At 62.1% G+C, this 18393-nt stretch carries 10 protein-coding genes; 8 read left to right on the top strand and 2 right to left on the bottom strand.

The features are described from left to right. The 5 genes from CQ12_RS45565 to CQ12_RS39700 form a co-directional block, all read left to right on the top strand. The coding region (locus CQ12_RS45565) for a hypothetical protein (protein WP_063799891.1) at positions 1–219 on the top strand (219 nt) is incomplete at its 5' end. Between the two features lie 252 nt (positions 220–471). Beyond that, on the top strand, positions 472–1095 hold the full coding sequence (locus tag CQ12_RS39685; RefSeq protein ID WP_057840666.1) for a tyrosine-type recombinase/integrase: 624 nt from the start codon (positions 472–474) through the stop codon (positions 1093–1095). A 906-nt stretch (positions 1096–2001) separates the two neighbouring features. Further along, positions 2002–5409: an AAA family ATPase gene (locus CQ12_RS39690; RefSeq protein ID WP_057840667.1), complete on the top strand. Its 3408-nt coding sequence runs from the start codon at positions 2002–2004 to the stop codon at positions 5407–5409. Between the two features lie 471 nt (positions 5410–5880). Continuing rightward, entirely contained in the window at positions 5881–6357 is a 477-nt protein-coding gene (locus CQ12_RS39695; protein WP_083519688.1) for a RidA family protein, read from the top strand. Between the two features lie 21 nt (positions 6358–6378). After that, positions 6379–7674 carry a serine hydrolase domain-containing protein gene (locus tag CQ12_RS39700; protein WP_063799892.1) on the top strand — a complete coding sequence of 432 codons (1296 nt, stop codon included), beginning with the start codon at positions 6379–6381 and terminating at the stop codon, positions 7672–7674. Positions 7675–8524: 850 nt separating this feature from the next. Here the strand turns inward: CQ12_RS39700 and CQ12_RS39705 are convergent. Both CQ12_RS39705 and CQ12_RS39710 read right to left on the bottom strand, forming a co-directional pair. Further along, positions 8525–8821 (bottom strand): hypothetical protein, encoded by a 297-nt coding sequence (locus CQ12_RS39705; protein ID WP_057840668.1) that lies wholly within the window; start codon positions 8819–8821, stop codon positions 8525–8527. 235 nt (positions 8822–9056) lie between these two features. After that, complete coding sequence (locus CQ12_RS39710; RefSeq protein WP_157088774.1) at positions 9057–10889, bottom strand: hypothetical protein; 1833 nt, start codon at positions 10887–10889, stop codon at positions 9057–9059. A 687-nt stretch (positions 10890–11576) separates the two neighbouring features. Here CQ12_RS39710 and CQ12_RS39715 point away from each other — a divergent pair. The 3 genes from CQ12_RS39715 to CQ12_RS39725 are packed head-to-tail and all read left to right on the top strand — an operon-like array spanning position 11577 to position 18393. Beyond that, complete coding sequence (locus CQ12_RS39715; protein ID WP_063799893.1) at positions 11577–14702, top strand: efflux RND transporter permease subunit; 3126 nt, start codon at positions 11577–11579, stop codon at positions 14700–14702. Positions 14703–14748: 46 nt separating this feature from the next. Next, positions 14749–15183, top strand: coding sequence for a hypothetical protein (locus CQ12_RS39720; protein WP_057840671.1), 435 nt, complete (start codon positions 14749–14751; stop codon positions 15181–15183). A 57-nt stretch (positions 15184–15240) separates the two neighbouring features. After that, positions 15241–18393 (top strand): efflux RND transporter permease subunit, encoded by a 3153-nt coding sequence (locus tag CQ12_RS39725; protein WP_057840672.1) that lies wholly within the window; start codon positions 15241–15243, stop codon positions 18391–18393.

The following is an 18393-nucleotide window of genomic DNA, read 5'->3' on the forward strand; positions in this document are numbered from 1 at the left end:
GACATACGCTCATTGTGCCGGGCATATACCGAGGAGAGTATTCGTCACCTCGCCGCAATCATGCGCCAGCCAGAGTACCCGCCGGCCGCGCGGGTGCAGGCCGCCAACGTCCTGCTGGATCGCGGCTGGGGCAAGCCACCGCAGTCTCACGTCGGCGAGGCTGGCGGGGACATTCATGTCACCATCCGGCAAATCATCGAGGACAGTGGCAAACAATGAAAGCTCCCACGGCGTAAAGACGGTGGCGAGCTAACCTGTCAGCCCCGATAGATGGAAAGCGCGTGGGATGCCGAACGAGATCACTACGGGGTCCATCCCGAGGATCGGGGGCGGACGTCGTAATCTTCGAGTTACACAGTGCTGGGGCTGATGAGGGCTAGAATAGTTGTGTGTCTGCCGCTCTACTGGGTTTAGCACTGTTCGTAAAAGAGCCATTATACGAACAGTCATCCTGCGCAGGGGCCGATAGACATGGCGAAATCTCATCTCCAACCGGTCGCACCAACCACCAAAAAACGAACAGTCACCCCGAAGCGCCGCCCCAATGCCGAGCTGCGCAGTCGCGAGCATCTGACCGAGACCGAAGTGGAGCGGCTGGTCCAGGCCACGAAGGGCAATCGGCGGGGACACCGCGACAGCACGATGATCCTTGTGGCGTGGCGGCATGGCCTGCGGGTGTCTGAACTGGTCGACCTGCGTTGGGACCAAATCGATTTTGTCAGCGCGACGCTGCATGTCCGCAGGGTCAAGCGGGGCACTCCGGCCACGCACCCGATTATGGGAGACGAGCTAAGAGCACTGCGCAGGTTGCAGCGAGAGCAGGAGCCGAAATCGCCGTTTGTGTTTACCAGCGAGCGGGCTGGACCGTTCACGACAGCCGGGTTCGCCCGGATGATGGAGCGGGCTGGCGTCGAAGCGAAGTTGTCGTTCAAGGTCCACCCGCACATGCTGCGTCATGCTTGTGGGTTTGCCTTGGCCAACAAGGGCCACGATACGCGAGCCTTGCAGGCCTATCTCGGCCACAGGAACATCCAACACACCGTGAGGTACACGGAGCTATCGTCGACAAGGTTCAAGGATTTCTGGAGAAGCTGAAGAGCGCAGTCAGATATTTTTCAACCGGGCATCAAATCATCGGCGGTTCGGAGAGGAAATGATCCGCTACTGATCGCGCACGACGAGGCTTGCGGCACGGGCTTTGCAGCGGAAGCGCGGATTCCGTTCTGCTAATCATTGAAATCTCCCCCTCGACACCGCCGATCGGTAAGGGGTAAGGGGGCAGACCCCCACCCCGGTTTCCCGGGATCGCAATCAATCAGGTACCGCTACCGGTCATTCTCCACACCCAATCTGCGGCGAGCGGCGTTGGGGCCACCTACGGGGACCAAACTGCTAAGCCAACCGTAACCGGAAACAACACTCGCCCGCCAAACACGCCGAAAAGAAAAAGCCCGGCAACAAAAGCCGGGCTACTTTCAACTGACAATTTCCTTGATTGGTAACGCCCGCAGCCCGCATCGAACGGAATGGTACTGACAGACAACGGCCGTATCATAAACGGAATTGAGACCCCGAATCTGTTCGCAACCTGACATTGAGCTAGGCGAACAAGGGGTAATCCTTCCGTACTAAACGGCTGAGCCAGCTGAATACGGGGACGCTCCACAGAGCTCCTATCGCGGTTTAGGGAAGCATGTGCCTGTCGCTGGAAGGGGTAGGGGATCCCCGGGGCGGTATGTCGGGATCGCAGTCGCTCGGGACTCCTGTACCCGTTACTCCGCCATATTTTTGGCGAGCCGCAATGCCCGTTTCGTTAGACTGGAGAGAAACGTCCGCTTAGCCCTCAGTAGCGGTCCGAAAGCGGACAATCCTGGACCGCTGTTTTGGGCCAGAAGCTGCCCTTGCCTTGCATCAAGCTCGTTGTGTTTCCCGTGCTCTCCCAGCCATTTTGCAGTAGGCTCGAGCGCCTGGTGCTCTGAAGACGAGAGCCGGGAGGAGCCCATGGACGTCACGGCCTGGCTGTGTGGTCTGGGGTTGGGACAGTACCAACAGTCGTTCCGGGAGAACGACATCGATGCCGAGGTTCTCCTGGACCTCACGGCCGAGGATTTGATCGGGCTCGGCGTCGCCTCGATCGGTCATCGCCGCAAGCTGCTCGCCGCCATTGCCGCCCTCCGCGTCGGCTCAATTGCGGCGACCACCCCTGCTGCGGCCGCACCCGCCGGCATCTCCGCGAAGGCTTCGCCTGCATCTGAGGCCGAACGTCGCCAGCTCACCGTGATGTTCGTCGATCTGGTCGACTCGACCGCGCTGGCGGCGCGGCTCGATCCAGAGGAAATGGCCAATGTGCTACGGACCTATCAGAGCGCGGTGGTCAGCGCGATCGTGCGGTTCGAAGGGCACGTGGCGAAGTACATGGGGGATGGTGTACTGGCTTATTTCGGCTATCCGCGCGCCCATGAGGATGAAGCCGAACGCGCGGTGCGGGCCGGCCTCGCTGCGGTAGCGGCGGTGCACGGCCTGGGATCGGGGCAGGGCGAGACGCTAGCGGCGCGCGTCGGCATCGCGACCGGCCCGGTTGTTGTCGGCGAGCTGATTGGCGAGGGCGCGGCGCGCGAGCAGACGGTGGTGGGCGATACGCCGAATCTCGCGGCGCGACTGCAAACCCTGGCCGAGCCGAGCACCCTGGTAATCTCCGCGCGCACTCGCGAGCTCATTGGCGGGCTGTTCGAACTCGCCGAACTCGGCGTGCAGATCTTGAAGGGGTTTCCCGTTCCGGTCCGCGCGTGGCGTGTGATCGGGGAAGGCGCCGCCGAAAGCCGCTTCGAGGCGTTGCACGGGGCCGGCATGACACCACTTGTCGGTCGCGAGAATGAGATCGGCCTGCTGCTCGAGCACTGGGAGCGAACCAAGGAGGGTGAGGGCCAAGTGGTGCTGCTGGTTGGCGAGCCGGGCATCGGCAAGTCGCGCCTCGTGCGGGCGCTGCGCGGACGACTGGAAAATGAGCCGCTTACCGTGCTGAGCCACTACTGCTCACCGCACCATCAGACCAGCCCGCTGCATCCCGTGATCGGCCTTTTGGAGCGGGCGGCGGGTTTCACCGCGGACGATCCCGCCGCAACGAAGCTCGACAAGCTCGAGGCGCTGCTTGCGCTATCGAGCGATGATGTCACTGCGGTGGCCCCGCTGCTCGCGGCATTGCTGTCGCTGGAGACGGAGCCGCGCTATCCGCCGCTCGACCTGAGCCCGCATCGGCAGAAGGAGCGGACGCTCGACGTGCTGGTCGATCAGGTTCTGGGCCTCGCAACGCGCCGGCCCGTCCTCGCCCTGTACGAGGACTTGCACTGGGCCGATCCGACTTCGCTCGAGTTGCTCGATCTCATGATCAACCGGGTGCAAGGCGCCCCCGTACTCGTCCTCATCACGTTCCGGCCCGAGTTCGAGCCATTGTGGACGCGCTATGCCCATGTCACCGCGCTGACCCTCAGCCGGCTGAGCCGTCGGCAGGGGGCGGCCATGGTCGCGCGGCTGAGCGGCGGCAAGGCGCTACCTCCTGTGGTGCTCGACCAGATCGTGGCCAAGACGGACGGCGTACCCCTGTTCGTCGAGGAGCTGACGCGCGCCGTGCTGGAGACCAATCTGCTCCGGGATGAGGGCGACCACTACGCGCTCGCAGGGCCGCTGCCGCCCATGGCCATCCCGACTACGCTCCAGGAGTCGCTGCTGGCCCGGCTCGACCGGCTGGCCCCCGCCCGTGAGGTAGCCCAGGTCGCGGCCGCGATTGGCCGGGAATTCTCTCACGAACTGCTCGCGATGACGGCGGCGCTGCCGGAGAGCGACCTGCAGGCGGCGTTGGACGACCTCGTCGGCTCGGGCCTGGTGTTCCGGCGCGGGACCCCGCCTCAAGCGACGTACAGCTTCAAGCATGCGCTCGTGCAGGACGCCGCCTATGCGACCCTGGTTCGCGCGAAGCGGCAGCGCTTGCACGGTCGGATCGCCGCCGCGATCGAGCAGCAATTCCCGGAGACGGTGCAGGTACAGCCCGAACTTCTGGCCCACCATTACATGAAGGCGGGGCTGGCCGAACCAGCGATCGATTATTGGCTGAGGGCGGGACGGCGAGCCATCATCCGCTCGGCGATGGCCGAAGCGCTCACGCAGTTGCGGAACGGGTTGGATCTGCTCGCGGGTCTGCCGGAGATAGATCGGGGGCGGCGAGAACTCGACCTCCAGGTGGCGCTTGGCGTGGCCCTAATGGCCAGGCAAGGCTGGGCGGCGCCGGAAGCCGGGCGGGCCAACGCCCGCGCCCGCGAGCTTTGCGAGCAGATTGGGGCCACTACCCAGCTCTGGCCCGTGCTCTACGGGCAATGGGTATTCCACGGCGTGCGAGCCGAGCACAACGCGGCGCGCGAAGTGTCAGACGAGTTTCTGCGTCGGGTGCACGACCATCAGGAGGCTTCCGCAACCATGGTGGCTCACCGCATCAGTGGGACCGGTGCCTTCTGGCGCGGTGAGATGATTGCTGCCCGCACCCATCTGGAGCGGGCGCTCGCTCTCTATGACCGGGAGCGGCATCGCTCGCTCGCCTTCCTCTATGTGCAGGATCCGCGCGTGGCGGCGCTGTCGGGGCTCTCATGGACGTTGTTTGCGCTGGGCTATCCGGAGCAGGCCCGGGCGCGGAGCCGCGAGGCACTCGACTCCGCCCGCGAGCTCGCTCACCTCAACACGCGGGCGTACGCCCTGATGTTCGCGTGTACCTTCGATCAGTTCCGCCGCGCGTGGCGCGAGGCAAAGGACCGGGCCGAGAAACTTGCTGAGCTCGCGACCGAGCAGAACTTTCCGCATTTTCTCGCGGCGGCCACGGTGTTCCGGGGATGGGTGCTGACTCAGTCGGGTGAGCTGGAGACAGGGCTCGCGCAGCTTCGGCAGGGCCTTCCGGCGTGGCGCGCGACCGGAGCTGGGCTCTATGAGCCGTATTTCCTCGGTCTCCAAGCCGAGGTGCTCGGCCGTTCCGGCGCAGCGGAGGAAGGTTTGGATCTGGTCGCAAAGGCGCTTGAGCGCGTGGAAGAAACCGGCGAGGGGTGGTTCGCGAGCGAACTCCATCGGATCATGGGCGAGCTGATGCTGCGGTTGCCGAAGCCCGATCCGATCGCCGCGGAAGCACGGTTCGGGCATTCGGCGGCAACCGCGCGCCAGCAAGGCGCTAAGCTGTGGGAGTTGCGCACGGCGACAAGCCTTGCACGATTGTGGAGAGAACAGGGGCGGCGCGGCGAGGCTCGCGACCTGATCACCCCGCTGTATAGCCAGTTCACTGAGGGCTTTGGGACACCGGATCTGCAGGCTGCTGGTGCAATACTTCGAGAGATCACTGCCAGCTCCGAGCCGAAGATGGATCCCAAATACCAGTAGTGGATGCTGCATACGAGCATGGCAGGTCACTTGGCCAAGTCGCCTGGACGAGATCTCGCCGGTTTTTCATTCAGTAGTGGCGTGTAGTACTGCGCCTCTGAATGACGGCTTAGGGTTAAAAGCGCCGATTTGACGGCTGTCCCCTTTATTTCCGGTCTACCCCGACCAGCAGACGTTGGAGCGGCCGTCGCCAGGTCCGAAGGGGCCAAAAGCAAACTAAGAGCTCTGTCCGAGTGTTTCGGCGATTTGATATTCCGGCGCAGGCCACGAACCAATGCGGAAAGACGCCTCGGGAACGGCCCCATCACCCCTGCGTATTCCCTGTAGAAGCCACGCTAATAGCTGAAAGGTCGTCACTACGGCGGGTGCTGTGCGACGTCAACGTGAGCGAGGCCTCAAGATAGGGCTTGCGACCGATGCAGGGCGAGCGCACGCTGGCGGGGCGGAAAACCTGAAACGAGGAGAGACAAAATGAACCTAGCTGGTTCTCTCATCGTTGCCGGATTATTCACCAGCATCGCATTCAGTGCTTTACCGCTCGGCATCGCGAACGCGCAGGACACTGGCAAGAAGGTAATTTTGTCGCCGAACGCGCCTAACCCGATTGGTCCTTACTCACAAGCGATCCAAGTCGGCAAGACAGTTTATCTCGCTGGACAAGCCGCGATAGATCCAAAGAGCAATCAACCGATGGTTAATGCGTCGATTGAGGATCAGACGCGGCGCACACTCGACAACCTGAAGGCTGTGCTTGAGGCAGACGGGATGACGATGGACCATATCGTTTCCACAACCGTGTTCCTCAAAGACCTCAATGACTTCGGAAAGATGAACGAAGTCTACGCCACATACTTCAAGGACGCACCGCCCGCACGCGCTACAGTAGAGGCGGCGCGCTTGCCTCGCGATTTGAAGGTCGAGATTTCTGCAATTGCCGTACGCCCCTAGAGCGGACGAAGGGAGGAAACCATGAAAAATGTGTCGAAAGCGATTATTATTGCGACCGCCTTGATGCTCGTGGGCCGAGCCTTCGCGCAAGGTCTACCAACCGCTCAGCCCGAGACCGTCGATGTCTCGCCTGAGCGGCTCTCTCGCATTCGGGCGGTGCTCCAAAAGGAGGTTGATGCCGACCGTATGCCGGGCGCCGTCGTAATGATCGCCCGGCGAGGCCAACTGATCTACTCCGACGCGATTGGTTTCCAAGACAAAGCGGCGGGGAAGCCAATGACCAAGGATGCGATCTTCCGCATCTACTCTATGACGAAGCCATTCGCTTCAGTTGGAGCGATGATGCTGGTCGAGGAAGGCAAGATCCAGCTCAACGATCCAGTCTCCAAGTTCTTGCCAGAGCTGGCCAAGATGGAAGTCCTGGTCACCGACAAAGATGGCAAAACTGGCCGTGAACCTGCCAAGCGACAGATCACCATTCACGACCTCTTCCGACATACAGCTGGCCTCACGTACGGAGAGTTCTCCGCCATTCCGGAGATCAAAGCGGCCTATGCTGAAGCAAACATTCTCACGCAGCCGTCGCGCTTAATCACGCCCGAACAATTCACAGCGGGTATCGCCAAAGCGCCGCTGGTGCGTGAGCCGGGCACGGCTTTTGAGTACAGCCTCGCTGTCGATGTGCTAGGGCGGGTCGTCGAGGCAGTATCGGGCCAGCGCCTATCGGTTTTTCTTAATGAACGACTATTCCAGCCTCTCAAGATGCCTGACACGGGGTTCAAAGTTCCTGAGGCAAGCTGGAACCGGATTGCCGAGCCGCTTTCCAAAAACCCGCTCACAGGTGAGCCTACCGAGCAACTGCTGGACGTGAAGATCGATCCGTCGAACGACCTCGGCGGCGCGGGAAGCGTATCGACGGCGGCCGACTACTTGCGCTTCTGTCAAATGATGCTGAATGGCGGCATGCTAGATGGCCACAGGTATCTGAGCCCAACCACCGTGAAACTCATGACTTCAGATCACCTAGGCAATCGCCCTGCATCACCACTCACACCTGGTGGCCTGTTGATGGGCGTAGAGGGCTACACATTCGGATTGGGCTTCATGGTTCGGCAAGGGCCGGGGCTAGCGGGCGTGCCCGGCTCCGAAGGCGAGTATATGTGGGCCGGCTATGGTGGCACTTTTTTCTGGATCGATCCTAAGGAGCAACTCACCGTTGTTTACATGGCGCAGACGCCGGGTGCCATCCGGCCGTTCTATCGCCGCATGATCAAGGCTCTTGTGGCTCAGGCAATCGGGCCGCTGGTCGTACCGTAGGCAGCAGGGACAGCCCGCGAATGGAGACGGCCCCGCGTGAGTGGAGCCGTCTCCCGCTCACCGCGGACAGGCCGTCAGTCAGCGGCCGCCGCTAACCGGAGATCTCCGACGCCGCGAACGCGGCATCTATGCGCGGTCGGCCCGCAGACAATGACTCTGAGACCGGCTCCGTAAAAGTGAGTCGTTCTGACCTAGGACGAACCACGGCCCCACCGACGGATTGCCGAAGCTTTGCTAACGCTGCAGTCGGACGTCCTGCGGCCATGGAGAACGCACTGCGCGACAAACGTGCCGCGCGATATCAGCCGCAGGCGCATCGCGATGTTCATGAGGGCGCGCGGCAAGGGGGGCGAGACCCGGGCGCGGTGATGCGGGATTGAATCGCATCAAGTATCGGTACCGGTTACTGCCCCATATTTCCGCGCTGGAGGATGCAGGTTGGTGCCAGCGCGGGGTTAAGCGGTGGATTCCAGTGCGCCGCCCTTGAGACGCGCTGCTCAATAGCCAAGCTCCCATCTCGATGACCATCCGCGTGACGCACATCTATCGCCGCATCCGACGGCGAATGGTATGTCGTCCATCGTCACGCCGATTTCCCGCCCTCCGATCAGCGGAGGCTCGCACCTGTTGGGACCGGATGGGGAAACTTGATCAGCGCGGTGCTCGGCGCAATGGGAACTGTTCGGTTAGGCTGGTCGGGCGGCTCGAGACATTCATCGCCGCCCGCCAGTAATTGGTGCGTCCTAGGCGTTGCCGTATGCGGCCTTTTCAAAAGCCTCGTAGGCAGCCATGAACGGTGGCTCCACAAAGGGAAGGGGTCTGGGTCAGAGAGCGGCCCTATGCTTCCCGGCTACCAGCCGCGAATGATGAACCTTGGTCCGCCGTAGCCGGAGCGATCGTAGTAGCCGGGGCCAGCGTAGTAGTTGTAGCCCCGGCCGGGCAAGTAGCTGGGGTCGTAGTAATAGCGCAGGACATAGCGCGGTCCTCGGGTCCGCCAGCAGCGCCCATAATACTCGTTGCAGATCAGACCGACCTGATCGACGTTGGAGACTTCGACGGAGCTGATCGTCGTCGCGTTGATGGGCGCGGCCAAAGCGGCGGACGCGAGCAGCGCGGCACCGAGTACGCCCAGTGCGATGGCCTTCATGGAGTTCTCCCTTCTGTGGGCTTGCAAGCAGCGTGCGCCCGGGGAAAGCATCAATTGGCGTTGGAACGCCGCCACTGACGACCGGGTTCTGGTGCTCCGAAACGCTCTCAGTCTCATATCTGGGCGATGAGATCGGTGTTGCCGGCGCGCAGGCCCGCCAAACGCAGCTTGCTCCTCCCCGGGGATATTCTCAATCGCTTCCAGGATTTCGGCACGCACGTCCTTATCGTACAGATCAAAAATTGAGCTGGATCAATCCGAACCAGCCATGCGCGACTTTGCCCGTGCCGCCGGCGCTCACCGGATAATCCCAGTTGGCTGAATATTCCACGGCCACCTTCAGCCCATCCATCACCCACTCGCCTCCGGTCAGGAAAAGCCGGTGTTGCGGGACGAATCCGATCCGGGTTGGTATCCCGTTCTGCAGGATCGATACACCGGCCATGTCTTTGCTACCGGAATATCCCAACGAGATGTAATCGCCCTGCGCGCCGATCTCCTGTATCCACGGATTCCAGTCGAACTGGTAGGCAATCGACGCCTGCCAGGTCATCGGCATCATGCTCCGCGCGATGCCGAGCCCATCGATAAACCTGGCATCCTGAATTGCTGTATTTACCTCACCCACGAAGGCGAACGGGCCGAAACTGGTTTTGAGGCTCGCGGCCACTCCGGGGATCTGTCCGATCTGATTCAGGAACGGCAGGTAGGACGTACGCAAAAATCTACTTTCGAAAACGGAGGAGCTATAGTCGACATGGAAGTCAAGGGTCCATGGACAAATCAGCGAGTCCTTCAACTGGTCATAGGGTACGCCGCAATGACCCCTCGTCCGGAAACCGAGACTGGCATTGTAGTCGTCGATTTTCGTCCGGCCGGGGATGATGCTGTCGCTGCCTTTGTAGGTCACGACTGAGCCGTAGAAGGGCGCGGGGTCGAACGGGAATGTGACTGGCGTAGGCTGGAACGGTCGCTCGGGCAGCGGGGTGTAGCCGAGCCAACCCATCAACTGTCTCACCGCCGGTGCGACGACCAACGGACTAACGCGTGGAACAACGACAGGCGCCGGCGGCGGCTGCCGCGGTGGGGTTGGCCATGCGAATTCCAGGCCTCCCGCCGTCTGACGGTTTTCAAACACCTCGGTTGTCAGCGGAGTGCCGATCGATAGCGTATCCAGGCGTGCCACGCCCGTGGACGTCCCGAAATGCAAAACCTCCACGCCGAAGCGGGCCGCGATCGGGAATTGCATCAGATCGCCGACTGAAATGTGAGTCCGATCAAGCGTGAAGCGATCCACGCCTACGCCAGCGATGTTGGTCGGCACCACTGGTTGATTCCCGGTCGGGAATATCGCGCCAGTGCCGTTGTCGAAGTGGAGCACCACGGCGCCGGTCAACCAGTCGCTCAGCTTGATATCGAAGTCGAGCTCCGCCGTACCCAGCGCGAGGTTTTCCTGGGTTGGGCCGGTGAATGAGCCGGTCCGCGAGGCAACGCCTTCAACCACGCCGCTCAGAGAGAGGAAGCTATTGATCTTCGGTCCCGTCTTTGAAAGCGAGTCGCGGATGATCTGGCGCGTCGCGTTCTCTTGCGCAGCCCAGACGACCTCCAGGTCTTTTACGCGAACGCCGAGCGGCCTCTTCGCTGCGGCTTCGGACAAATCTGGAGCGGGCAGAGTGGGCGGAGCGGCGGGCGGCGCCGCAACCGCCGGTGCGGGTGCCGCCGCAGTGGCGACGGCTGTCGGACGCTCATGCGTCGTTGCGGGGTTGGTCCGTCGTGCCGCCGGCGCGCGCTCCAGAGTACTGAGGCGCTGGGAAAGTCTGCGGTTCTCTGCCTTCAACTCCTGGAGCATGCGCTTGAGATCTGCGATGTCCTCGTTCTCCGCGGCGGCGGCATGAGAAGGGATGAGCAGGACGAGGCTAAACAATGCGGGCGCAGCGCGAAAGGCAAACGAATACACGGAGCAAACGCGGTACCAGCCGCTCGTAGTTGACTTTAAGGCGCCAGTTTCAGCAGCGTACCAACGCCGCCCGCATCCGGCGACGCGCTCATCCCGCTTACCCCAGATCATGCGCGGCCCCATAACTACCGCAGTTCGACGTCACTCACAGCGTCGAACTAACCCGCTTTCAGCAATTCCGCTCTGGCAATCAGGACTGTCTCAGCCAGCGTTTCTTCCGTCAGGCCGATTACAGACAAGAGCTCCATTCAACAACATGGAGCAAACGATTGCCGGAGCCCCCAGCAATGCTGGCACAACTGTGACGCGAATGACGAAATACTCAAGCGCCACGAAGTAATATATCCAAAATGATGTATCGAGATTACAGGAGGAGCCGCGAACAGCCTCGTCGGCTGGCAGGCAACTTCAGGTGGCGGCAGAGTTTTTGCCACCTAAGCACGCAAAATTGCGTAAACACCCGTGACCCAATTGGAACCAGCACGCGTAATCCAAATAGGTGGATTGCGCCAACAGGAATATCAACTTAAAAATTCTACTCGCTCTAACCCCGTCCTCAATCTGCATTGCGGAATTTTGATTACGGCGAAGCCTCAGTGGCGTTAGCACGACCGAAATAGAGCCGGCGCAAGGCCGAAAAAATTCGGACTCGTGGGGAATAATACTGGGTGAATAATTGTGTTGCCTCCACGAGCGACACAGCGGTCAGAAGATCCCGCGTTCAACGGGCCCTCTCAAACGGAGTACGAACTACAGCCAGAGATCGAAGACAACCAGAGGTCAAGGAGGAGCGTCGAGATGTTGGCGTGGCTCATTTCCTCTAGCGTGCGTTTGCGCACCCTCGTTGTGGTTGTCGCTGCTGGCCTTCTGATCCTCGGTGCCGTCGATGTCAGGAACAAGCCACTCGACGTCATCCCCGAACTGGCGCTGCCCTCGCTCACCGTGAAGACGGAATCGCTTGGCCTCTCCAGCGCCGAGGTCGAATCGTTGATTACCGTGCCGCTGGAGGCGGACCTGCTCAACGGTGTGCCGTGGCTTCAGGTTATCCAGTCGGAATCAATGGCGGGACTTTCGACGATCGAAATGATCTTCGCGCCCGGCACGGATCTGATGAAAGCGCGGCAGATGGTGCAGGAACGGCTGACGCAGGCACACGCGCTGCCGAATGTCTCCAGCCCGCCAACCATGCTTCAACCGGTTTCCTCGGCCAGTCGAGTGATGAACATCGGCCTGAGTTCGAAATCCGTATCACTGATCGACATGTCCGTTCAGGCGCGCTGGAACATCGCACCGCGCCTCGCCGGAGTTTCGGGTGTGGCGAATGTCTCGATATGGGGTCAGCGCGAGCGGCAGGTGCAGGTGCTTGTCGATGCCCGGAACCTGAACAAGAAGGGTGTCAAGCTCGATCAGGTGATCAAGACGACAGGTGAGGCGGTGTGGTCCTCGCCGCTCACCTACCTGAACTCATCCACGCCCGGCACCGGCGGCTTCATCGAAACGCCGAACCAGCGGCTCAGCATCCGTCACCAACTGCCGATCTCCACCGTGGGTACCTTCGCCAAGGTGCCGCTCACCGGCACGACCACGAGCGTCGGCGACGTCGCCTATCTCGTGGAGGGGCATCAGGCGCTGATCGGAGACGCCATCGTCGGCGAAAACCCAGGCCTGATGGTAGCGATCGAGAAATTCCCTGGCTTCAACACGTTGGACGTGACGCGCGGCGTTGAGCGCGCGCTCAACGAACTGAAACCCGGGCTCCCCGGCATCGAGATCAATACGACCATCTACCATCCCGCGAGCTTCATCGAACGCGCGACCAGCAATCTGGGCAAGGCCATGATCATTTCGATCATCCTGGTCGCCATCGTGCTTGGCCTTCTGATGGGCAGCTGGAGGACCGCGGTTATCGCCCTGGTTGCGATCTCATTGTCGTTCGTTTGCGCTGAACTGCTGTTAAAGGCCGCCGGAATCCCGCTCAACATGGTGGTCGTCGGCGGTCTGCTGATGGCATCCGGCGTGATCGTGCATGATGGCATTCTCGACGTCGAAAATGTGCTGCGCCGCTTGCGGGCACCGCAACGCGACGGTCGGTCCGGCTTCATGGTTGTCGTCCGTGCGATGCTGGAAACGCGTCGGCCGATGCTGTACGCGTCGCTGATCGTCGTGCTCGCCGTGCTGCCCGTTCTGTTCATGCAGAGTCGGTCCGCTGCGTTCTTCGCGCCGATGGCCTGGGCCTATATCGCTGCCGTGTCCATCTCGATGCTTGTGGCGTTGATTGTGACCCCAGCGCTGGCCGCGGTGCTGCTCGCCAATGCGCCACTGACCCCGACGGGCGGTTGGGTCATCAATAGGTTGGCCAGGCCTTTCGATCGGATCGTCGGCCGCGTCCTCCACGCGCCGCTCGCCTGTATCGGCGCCTGCGTCGTGGCGGCGATCGCGTGCTTCGCGCTCTGGAGCCCGCTCGAACGCAACATGGTGCCCAGCTTCAGAGAGACGGATCTGCTGATCGAATGGCAGGGGCCGCCCGGCACCTCGCTGCAGGCAATGACCCGATCGACCGAGAACTTGATCCGAGACCTGCGGGAGATTCCCGGAGTGCAGAATGCCTTCGCCAATCTCGGACGGGCCGTGCTTTGCAACTGCGAGCGCGCTACGGACGTGAATGCCGGGCATGTGTGGGTCAACATCGATCCGAAGGCCGATCGCGAAACAACGGTGGATGCCGTCGAAGCTGCCATCACCGCCTATCCCGGGATGCGTAGCAAGCTTGGGACATACCTGTCCACGAAGCTGCGCGAGGCACTCACCGGTGACCCGGATAGCCTCACCGTCCGTGTCTATGGCAACAGCCTTGAAATCCTTCGCGCCAAGGCGGAGGAGATCCGCGCAGCGATGGCGAAGATCCCCGGCATTGAAAATCCTCGGGTCGAATTACAGGTCGAAGAACCCTCGATCGAAGTCAAGGTGGATGTCGATCGCGCGGCTGGCTACGGCCTGAAGCCGGGCGATGTCCGCAGGGCGACCTCCGCGATGGTCGGCGGCATCACCGTCGGTGCGCTTTTCGAGGAGCAGAAAGTTTTCGACGTGGTTGTCTGGGGGCGACCGGAGTTGCGCGACAACATCGATGACGTGCGCAATCTGATGATCAACAGCGAGGGCGGGTCCCAGGTTCGCCTGGCTGAGGTTGCAGACGTCCGCATCGCGCCGGCCACCAGCATCATCCAGCGACAGGGGTCCTCGCGTCGCATCGATGTTTCCGCAAAAGTGGACGAGCGGGCGCTCGGTGATGTGGCGGATGATGTCGCCAGGAATGTCAAACAGATCGCATTCCCGTTCGAGCACCGTGCCGAGGTGCTCGGCGAATACAAGGAACAGCGAGCCGCCCTGCGGTCGATATACAGCTACATGGCGGCGGCGGCGGTATTGATGTTCCTGCTGACGCAGGCGGTACTCCGCAGCTGGACACTCAGCGTCCTGTCGCTGCTCGGTATACCGGTCGCTGTACTCGGCGGTCTCGCTACCACCGCAATCAATGACGGTGACTTCTCGCTTGGGTCTCTGCTGGGTCTGGCAGCGGTGCTCGCACTGATGGTGCGGCAGGGCATCGGTCTGGTCGCCCATTTCCAGCATCTGCAATTGAACGAGGGTGAGCCGTTCGGCGAAACGCTGGTACGTCGCGGCGTTCAGGAACAGTTCCCGAGCATCATCGCGTCATCGGTGACGACGTTCGCGCTGGTGCTTCCGTCCGCGATCATGGGTGATGTGGCCGGACTCGAAATCGCGCACCCGCTCGCGCTCTCGGTCTTGGGCGGCGTCGGTACCATGACGCTGGGAACATTGTTCGTGCTGCCGGCGCTTTACCTGCGGTTCGGCGCCGGCTGGACCGCCGACCGGCTCGATCTTGAAATGGAGACCGCGTCATGACCGCCGCGCGCTTCACTTCGAACGTTGTGAAAAGGAGAAACATCTCATGGCGCGCTTCAGCGTATTGATGGTCGCGGCGTCCACCGCCTGCCTCGCCGCGTCGTGTGTCTCAGCCGCGGCCGCGGAGTCGGACGTCAAGAAGAGCGCGCCCGCGCGGGTCGAGGCCACGAATGACGCAAAGATCAAAAAGATCACGCTCACGCCAAAAGCGGCGGAACGGCTCGGCATCCTCATTGACGAGGTGCGCGCCGATCCATCGGGCCGCCGGATCGTGCCATACGCAGCTGTTCTCTACGATCTGACCGGAAAGACGTGGGTCTATATCAGCGCCGATCCGTTGACCTTCGTTCGCGGCGCGGTGGTGATCGATACCATCAAGGGCGACAACGCGTACCTGGCTGACGGGCCGCCCACCGGCACAAAGGTGCTTGCGGCGGGAGTGCCGGAGGTCTTCGGCACAGAAGTGAAGGTAGGTCACTAGCTGCGCGTCGAAATAGTTTTTCCACAGCGGCTTCGGCCCGAGTGGGGATGTTTTCCGATGAGGCTGATTATTGGCTCTAGTCTGCGCTTTCGTTATCTCGTCCTCGCCCTTGGCGTGGTGCTGATCTGGTTTGGCCTGGCGCGCCTGCGCGATGTGCCTGTGGATGTATTCCCGGAATTCGCGCCGCCGCGGGTCGAGATCCAGACCATCTGTCTCGGACTATCATCCGCCGAAGTTGAGCAACTTGTCTCGGTGCCGCTGGAAAACGCGCTCAACGGCGTCCCCGGCGTCGACGTGATGCGGTCGAAGTCGGTGCCGCAACTGTCGTCGATCCTGCTGATCTTCAAGCAGGGTGCCGACGAAATCCGTGCGCGGCAACTGGTCAGCGAGCGGATGGCGCTCGCGTCCAAGGCCCTGCCGACGTGGGCAGCTCCGCCGTTCATGATGCCGCCATTGTCCTCCACCAGCCGGATCATGAAGATCGGCATTGCCTCGAAGGACAAGTCCGTGATGGACCTGTCGATGCTGGCCTATTGGACGATCCGGCAACGGCTGCTCGGGGTTCCCGGCGTTGCGAACATCGCGATCTGGGGAGAGCAGCTCAAGATGCTCCAGGTCATGGTTGACCCGAAGCGGATGACCGCCGCGGATGTCACGCTCGACCAGGTGCAGGAGGCGGTTTCCGATGCCCTCGACGTTGGCTTGTTGCGCTATGCCCGTGGCGCGCATATCGGCACCGGCGGCTTCGTCGAAACACCCAATCAGCGCTTCCAGCTTCGTTTCGTCGGGGGCGGCGTTACACCCGAGACGCTGGCCAAGGTGCCGGTGACCAAATCGGCCGGCAAGCCGCCGCTGTTGCTGAGCGACGTGGCCGATCTCGTCTATGCGCCGCAGGGCATGATTGGCGATGCCGTTATCAACGACGGCCCAGGCCTCATGCTGATCGTCGAAAAATTTCCCTGGGGCAACACGCTCGCCGTCACCCGCGGGGTGGAGGAGGCGCTGGAGCGAATGAAGCCCGGTCTTCCTGGGGTCGAGATCGACACGACAATCTTCCGGCCAGCGACTTTCGTCGAGGACTCGATCGCCAATCTATCGTGGGCGTTATTGCTGGGCTGCGTGCTGGTCGTGGGAATCATATTCATCTTCCTTTACGAATTGCGCACCGCGATCGTCTGCATCGTCGCCATTCCGCTGTCGCTGCTCGCGGCGGGCCTCGTCCTGTTCCAGGCCGGCGCCACCGTCAACACGATGATGCTGGCGGGCTTCGTGATCGCGTTGGGGATCGTCGTCGACGACGCGATCATCGACGTCGAGAACATCATGCGGCGCCTGCGTCTCGCGCGGCGGGCGGGCGATGCGCGGAGCACCGCGCGCATCATTCTGGACGCTTCGCTCGAGGTGCGGGCGCCGATCGTCTACGCTACGCTCATCGTGGTCGTCGCGGTCGTGCCCGTGCTGTTCATGGAAGGCCTGACTGGATCCTTCTTCAAGCCGCTGATTACGGCCTATGTGCTCGCGATTGCAGCCTCGCTCGTCGTGGCGATGACGGTGACGCCGGCGCTCTGTCTCGTCCTACTGCGTAATGCGCGGCTCGAAGGGCGCGAATCGCCTGTCATCGTCTGGCTGCAGCGCCGCTACGCGCCCTTGCTGGAACGGGCCACTCGAACGCCGCGCGCGGCCTATGTCGCCGTCGGTGTCGTGACGCTCGTGGGGATCTGCGTTTGGCCACTGCTCGGGCACTCGCTGCTGCCTTCGTTCAAGGAGCGCGACTTCCTGATGCACTGGGTCACCACCCCCGACACGTCGCTGCCCGAGATGCTGCGCATCACGACCCGCGCGAGCAGGGAACTGCGCGCCATTCCGGGTGTACGCAATTTCGGCGCCCATATTGGCCAGGCCTTCGCCGCCGATGAGGTCTACGGCGTCCATTTCGGGGAGAACTGGATCAGCATCAGCAAAGACGCCGACTACGACACGACCTATGCCAAGGTCGAGGAAATGGTGGACGGCTATCCCGGCCTCTACCGCGATGTGCAGACCTATCTGAAGGAACGCATTCGCGAGGTCCTGACCGGGGCTGGCGAGGCGATCGTCGTCCGCATCTTCGGCCCGGATCTGGAGGTACTGAGGGACAAGGCGGAGGAGGTTCGCGCTGCACTCGCGGACACTCCGGGCCTCGTCAACCTGCACAAGGAGTTGATGGTCGAAGTGCCGCACATTCAGGTGACGGTGAAGCTGGACGAGGCACAACGCCACGGTCTGAAGCCGGGTGATGTCCGGCGCGCCTCTGCGACCTTGATGGCCGGAGAGGAGGTCGGCGATATTTTCATCGACGGCCGCACGTACGACGTGCAGGTATGGACCGATCCGGCGTCCCGCCACAGCGTGGACTCGGTCCGCGAGATGCTGATTAACACGCCGACGGGGCAGCGCGTTCGGCTCGCTGAAGTAGCCGATGTCAGCATTGGGCCGACGCCAAATGCCATCAAGCGCGAGGCAAGCTCCCGTCGGATCGACGTGCAGGCGAATGTCCGGGGCCACGATCTCGCCGCCGTCGCCGTGGAGGTGCAGTCGCGCCTGCAGAAGATGGCGTTTCCACTTGGCTATTACGCGGTCCTGCAAGGCGAGTATGCGGAACTGCGCGCCACCCGCGAGCGGCTGCAACTGTTCGCCGTGCTGGCGCTGGCCGGCATATTCATACTTCTCCGACAGTCTTTCGATAGCTGGCGTCTGGCCGCGCTCAGTTTCCTCACCCTTCCTTCAGCGCTGGTGGGCGGCGTCCTCGCGGCGTGGCTCGCGGGCGGCGTAATTTCTCTTGGCTCGTTGATCGGTTTCCTGACCGTGCTTGGCATCGCCGCCCGTAACGGGATCATCATGATCAACCACTTCCAGCATCTAGAACGCCATGAGGGAGAGGCGTTCGGCATGAACCTCGTGCTTCGCGGCGCGAGCGAGCGGTTGCGGCCGATCCTGATGACGACCGGTGCCGCCGGGCTGGCGATTCTGCCGCTGGTGATTTTCGGCGACCTGCCGGGCCACGAGATCGAATATCCGATGGCGGTCGTGATCCTGGGCGGCCTCGTGACGTCAACGCTGCTCAACCTGTTTATCTTGCCCGCGTTCTATCTCCGCTTCGGCCGCGGTGCCGGCTTGTCGACGGATCGTGTGACCGATCCGGGAGCAGCACAGCTATCTGGGAGCGTGTGA

This window comes from Bradyrhizobium jicamae, assembly GCF_001440395.1.
Classification (GTDB): domain Bacteria; phylum Pseudomonadota; class Alphaproteobacteria; order Rhizobiales; family Xanthobacteraceae; genus Bradyrhizobium; species Bradyrhizobium jicamae.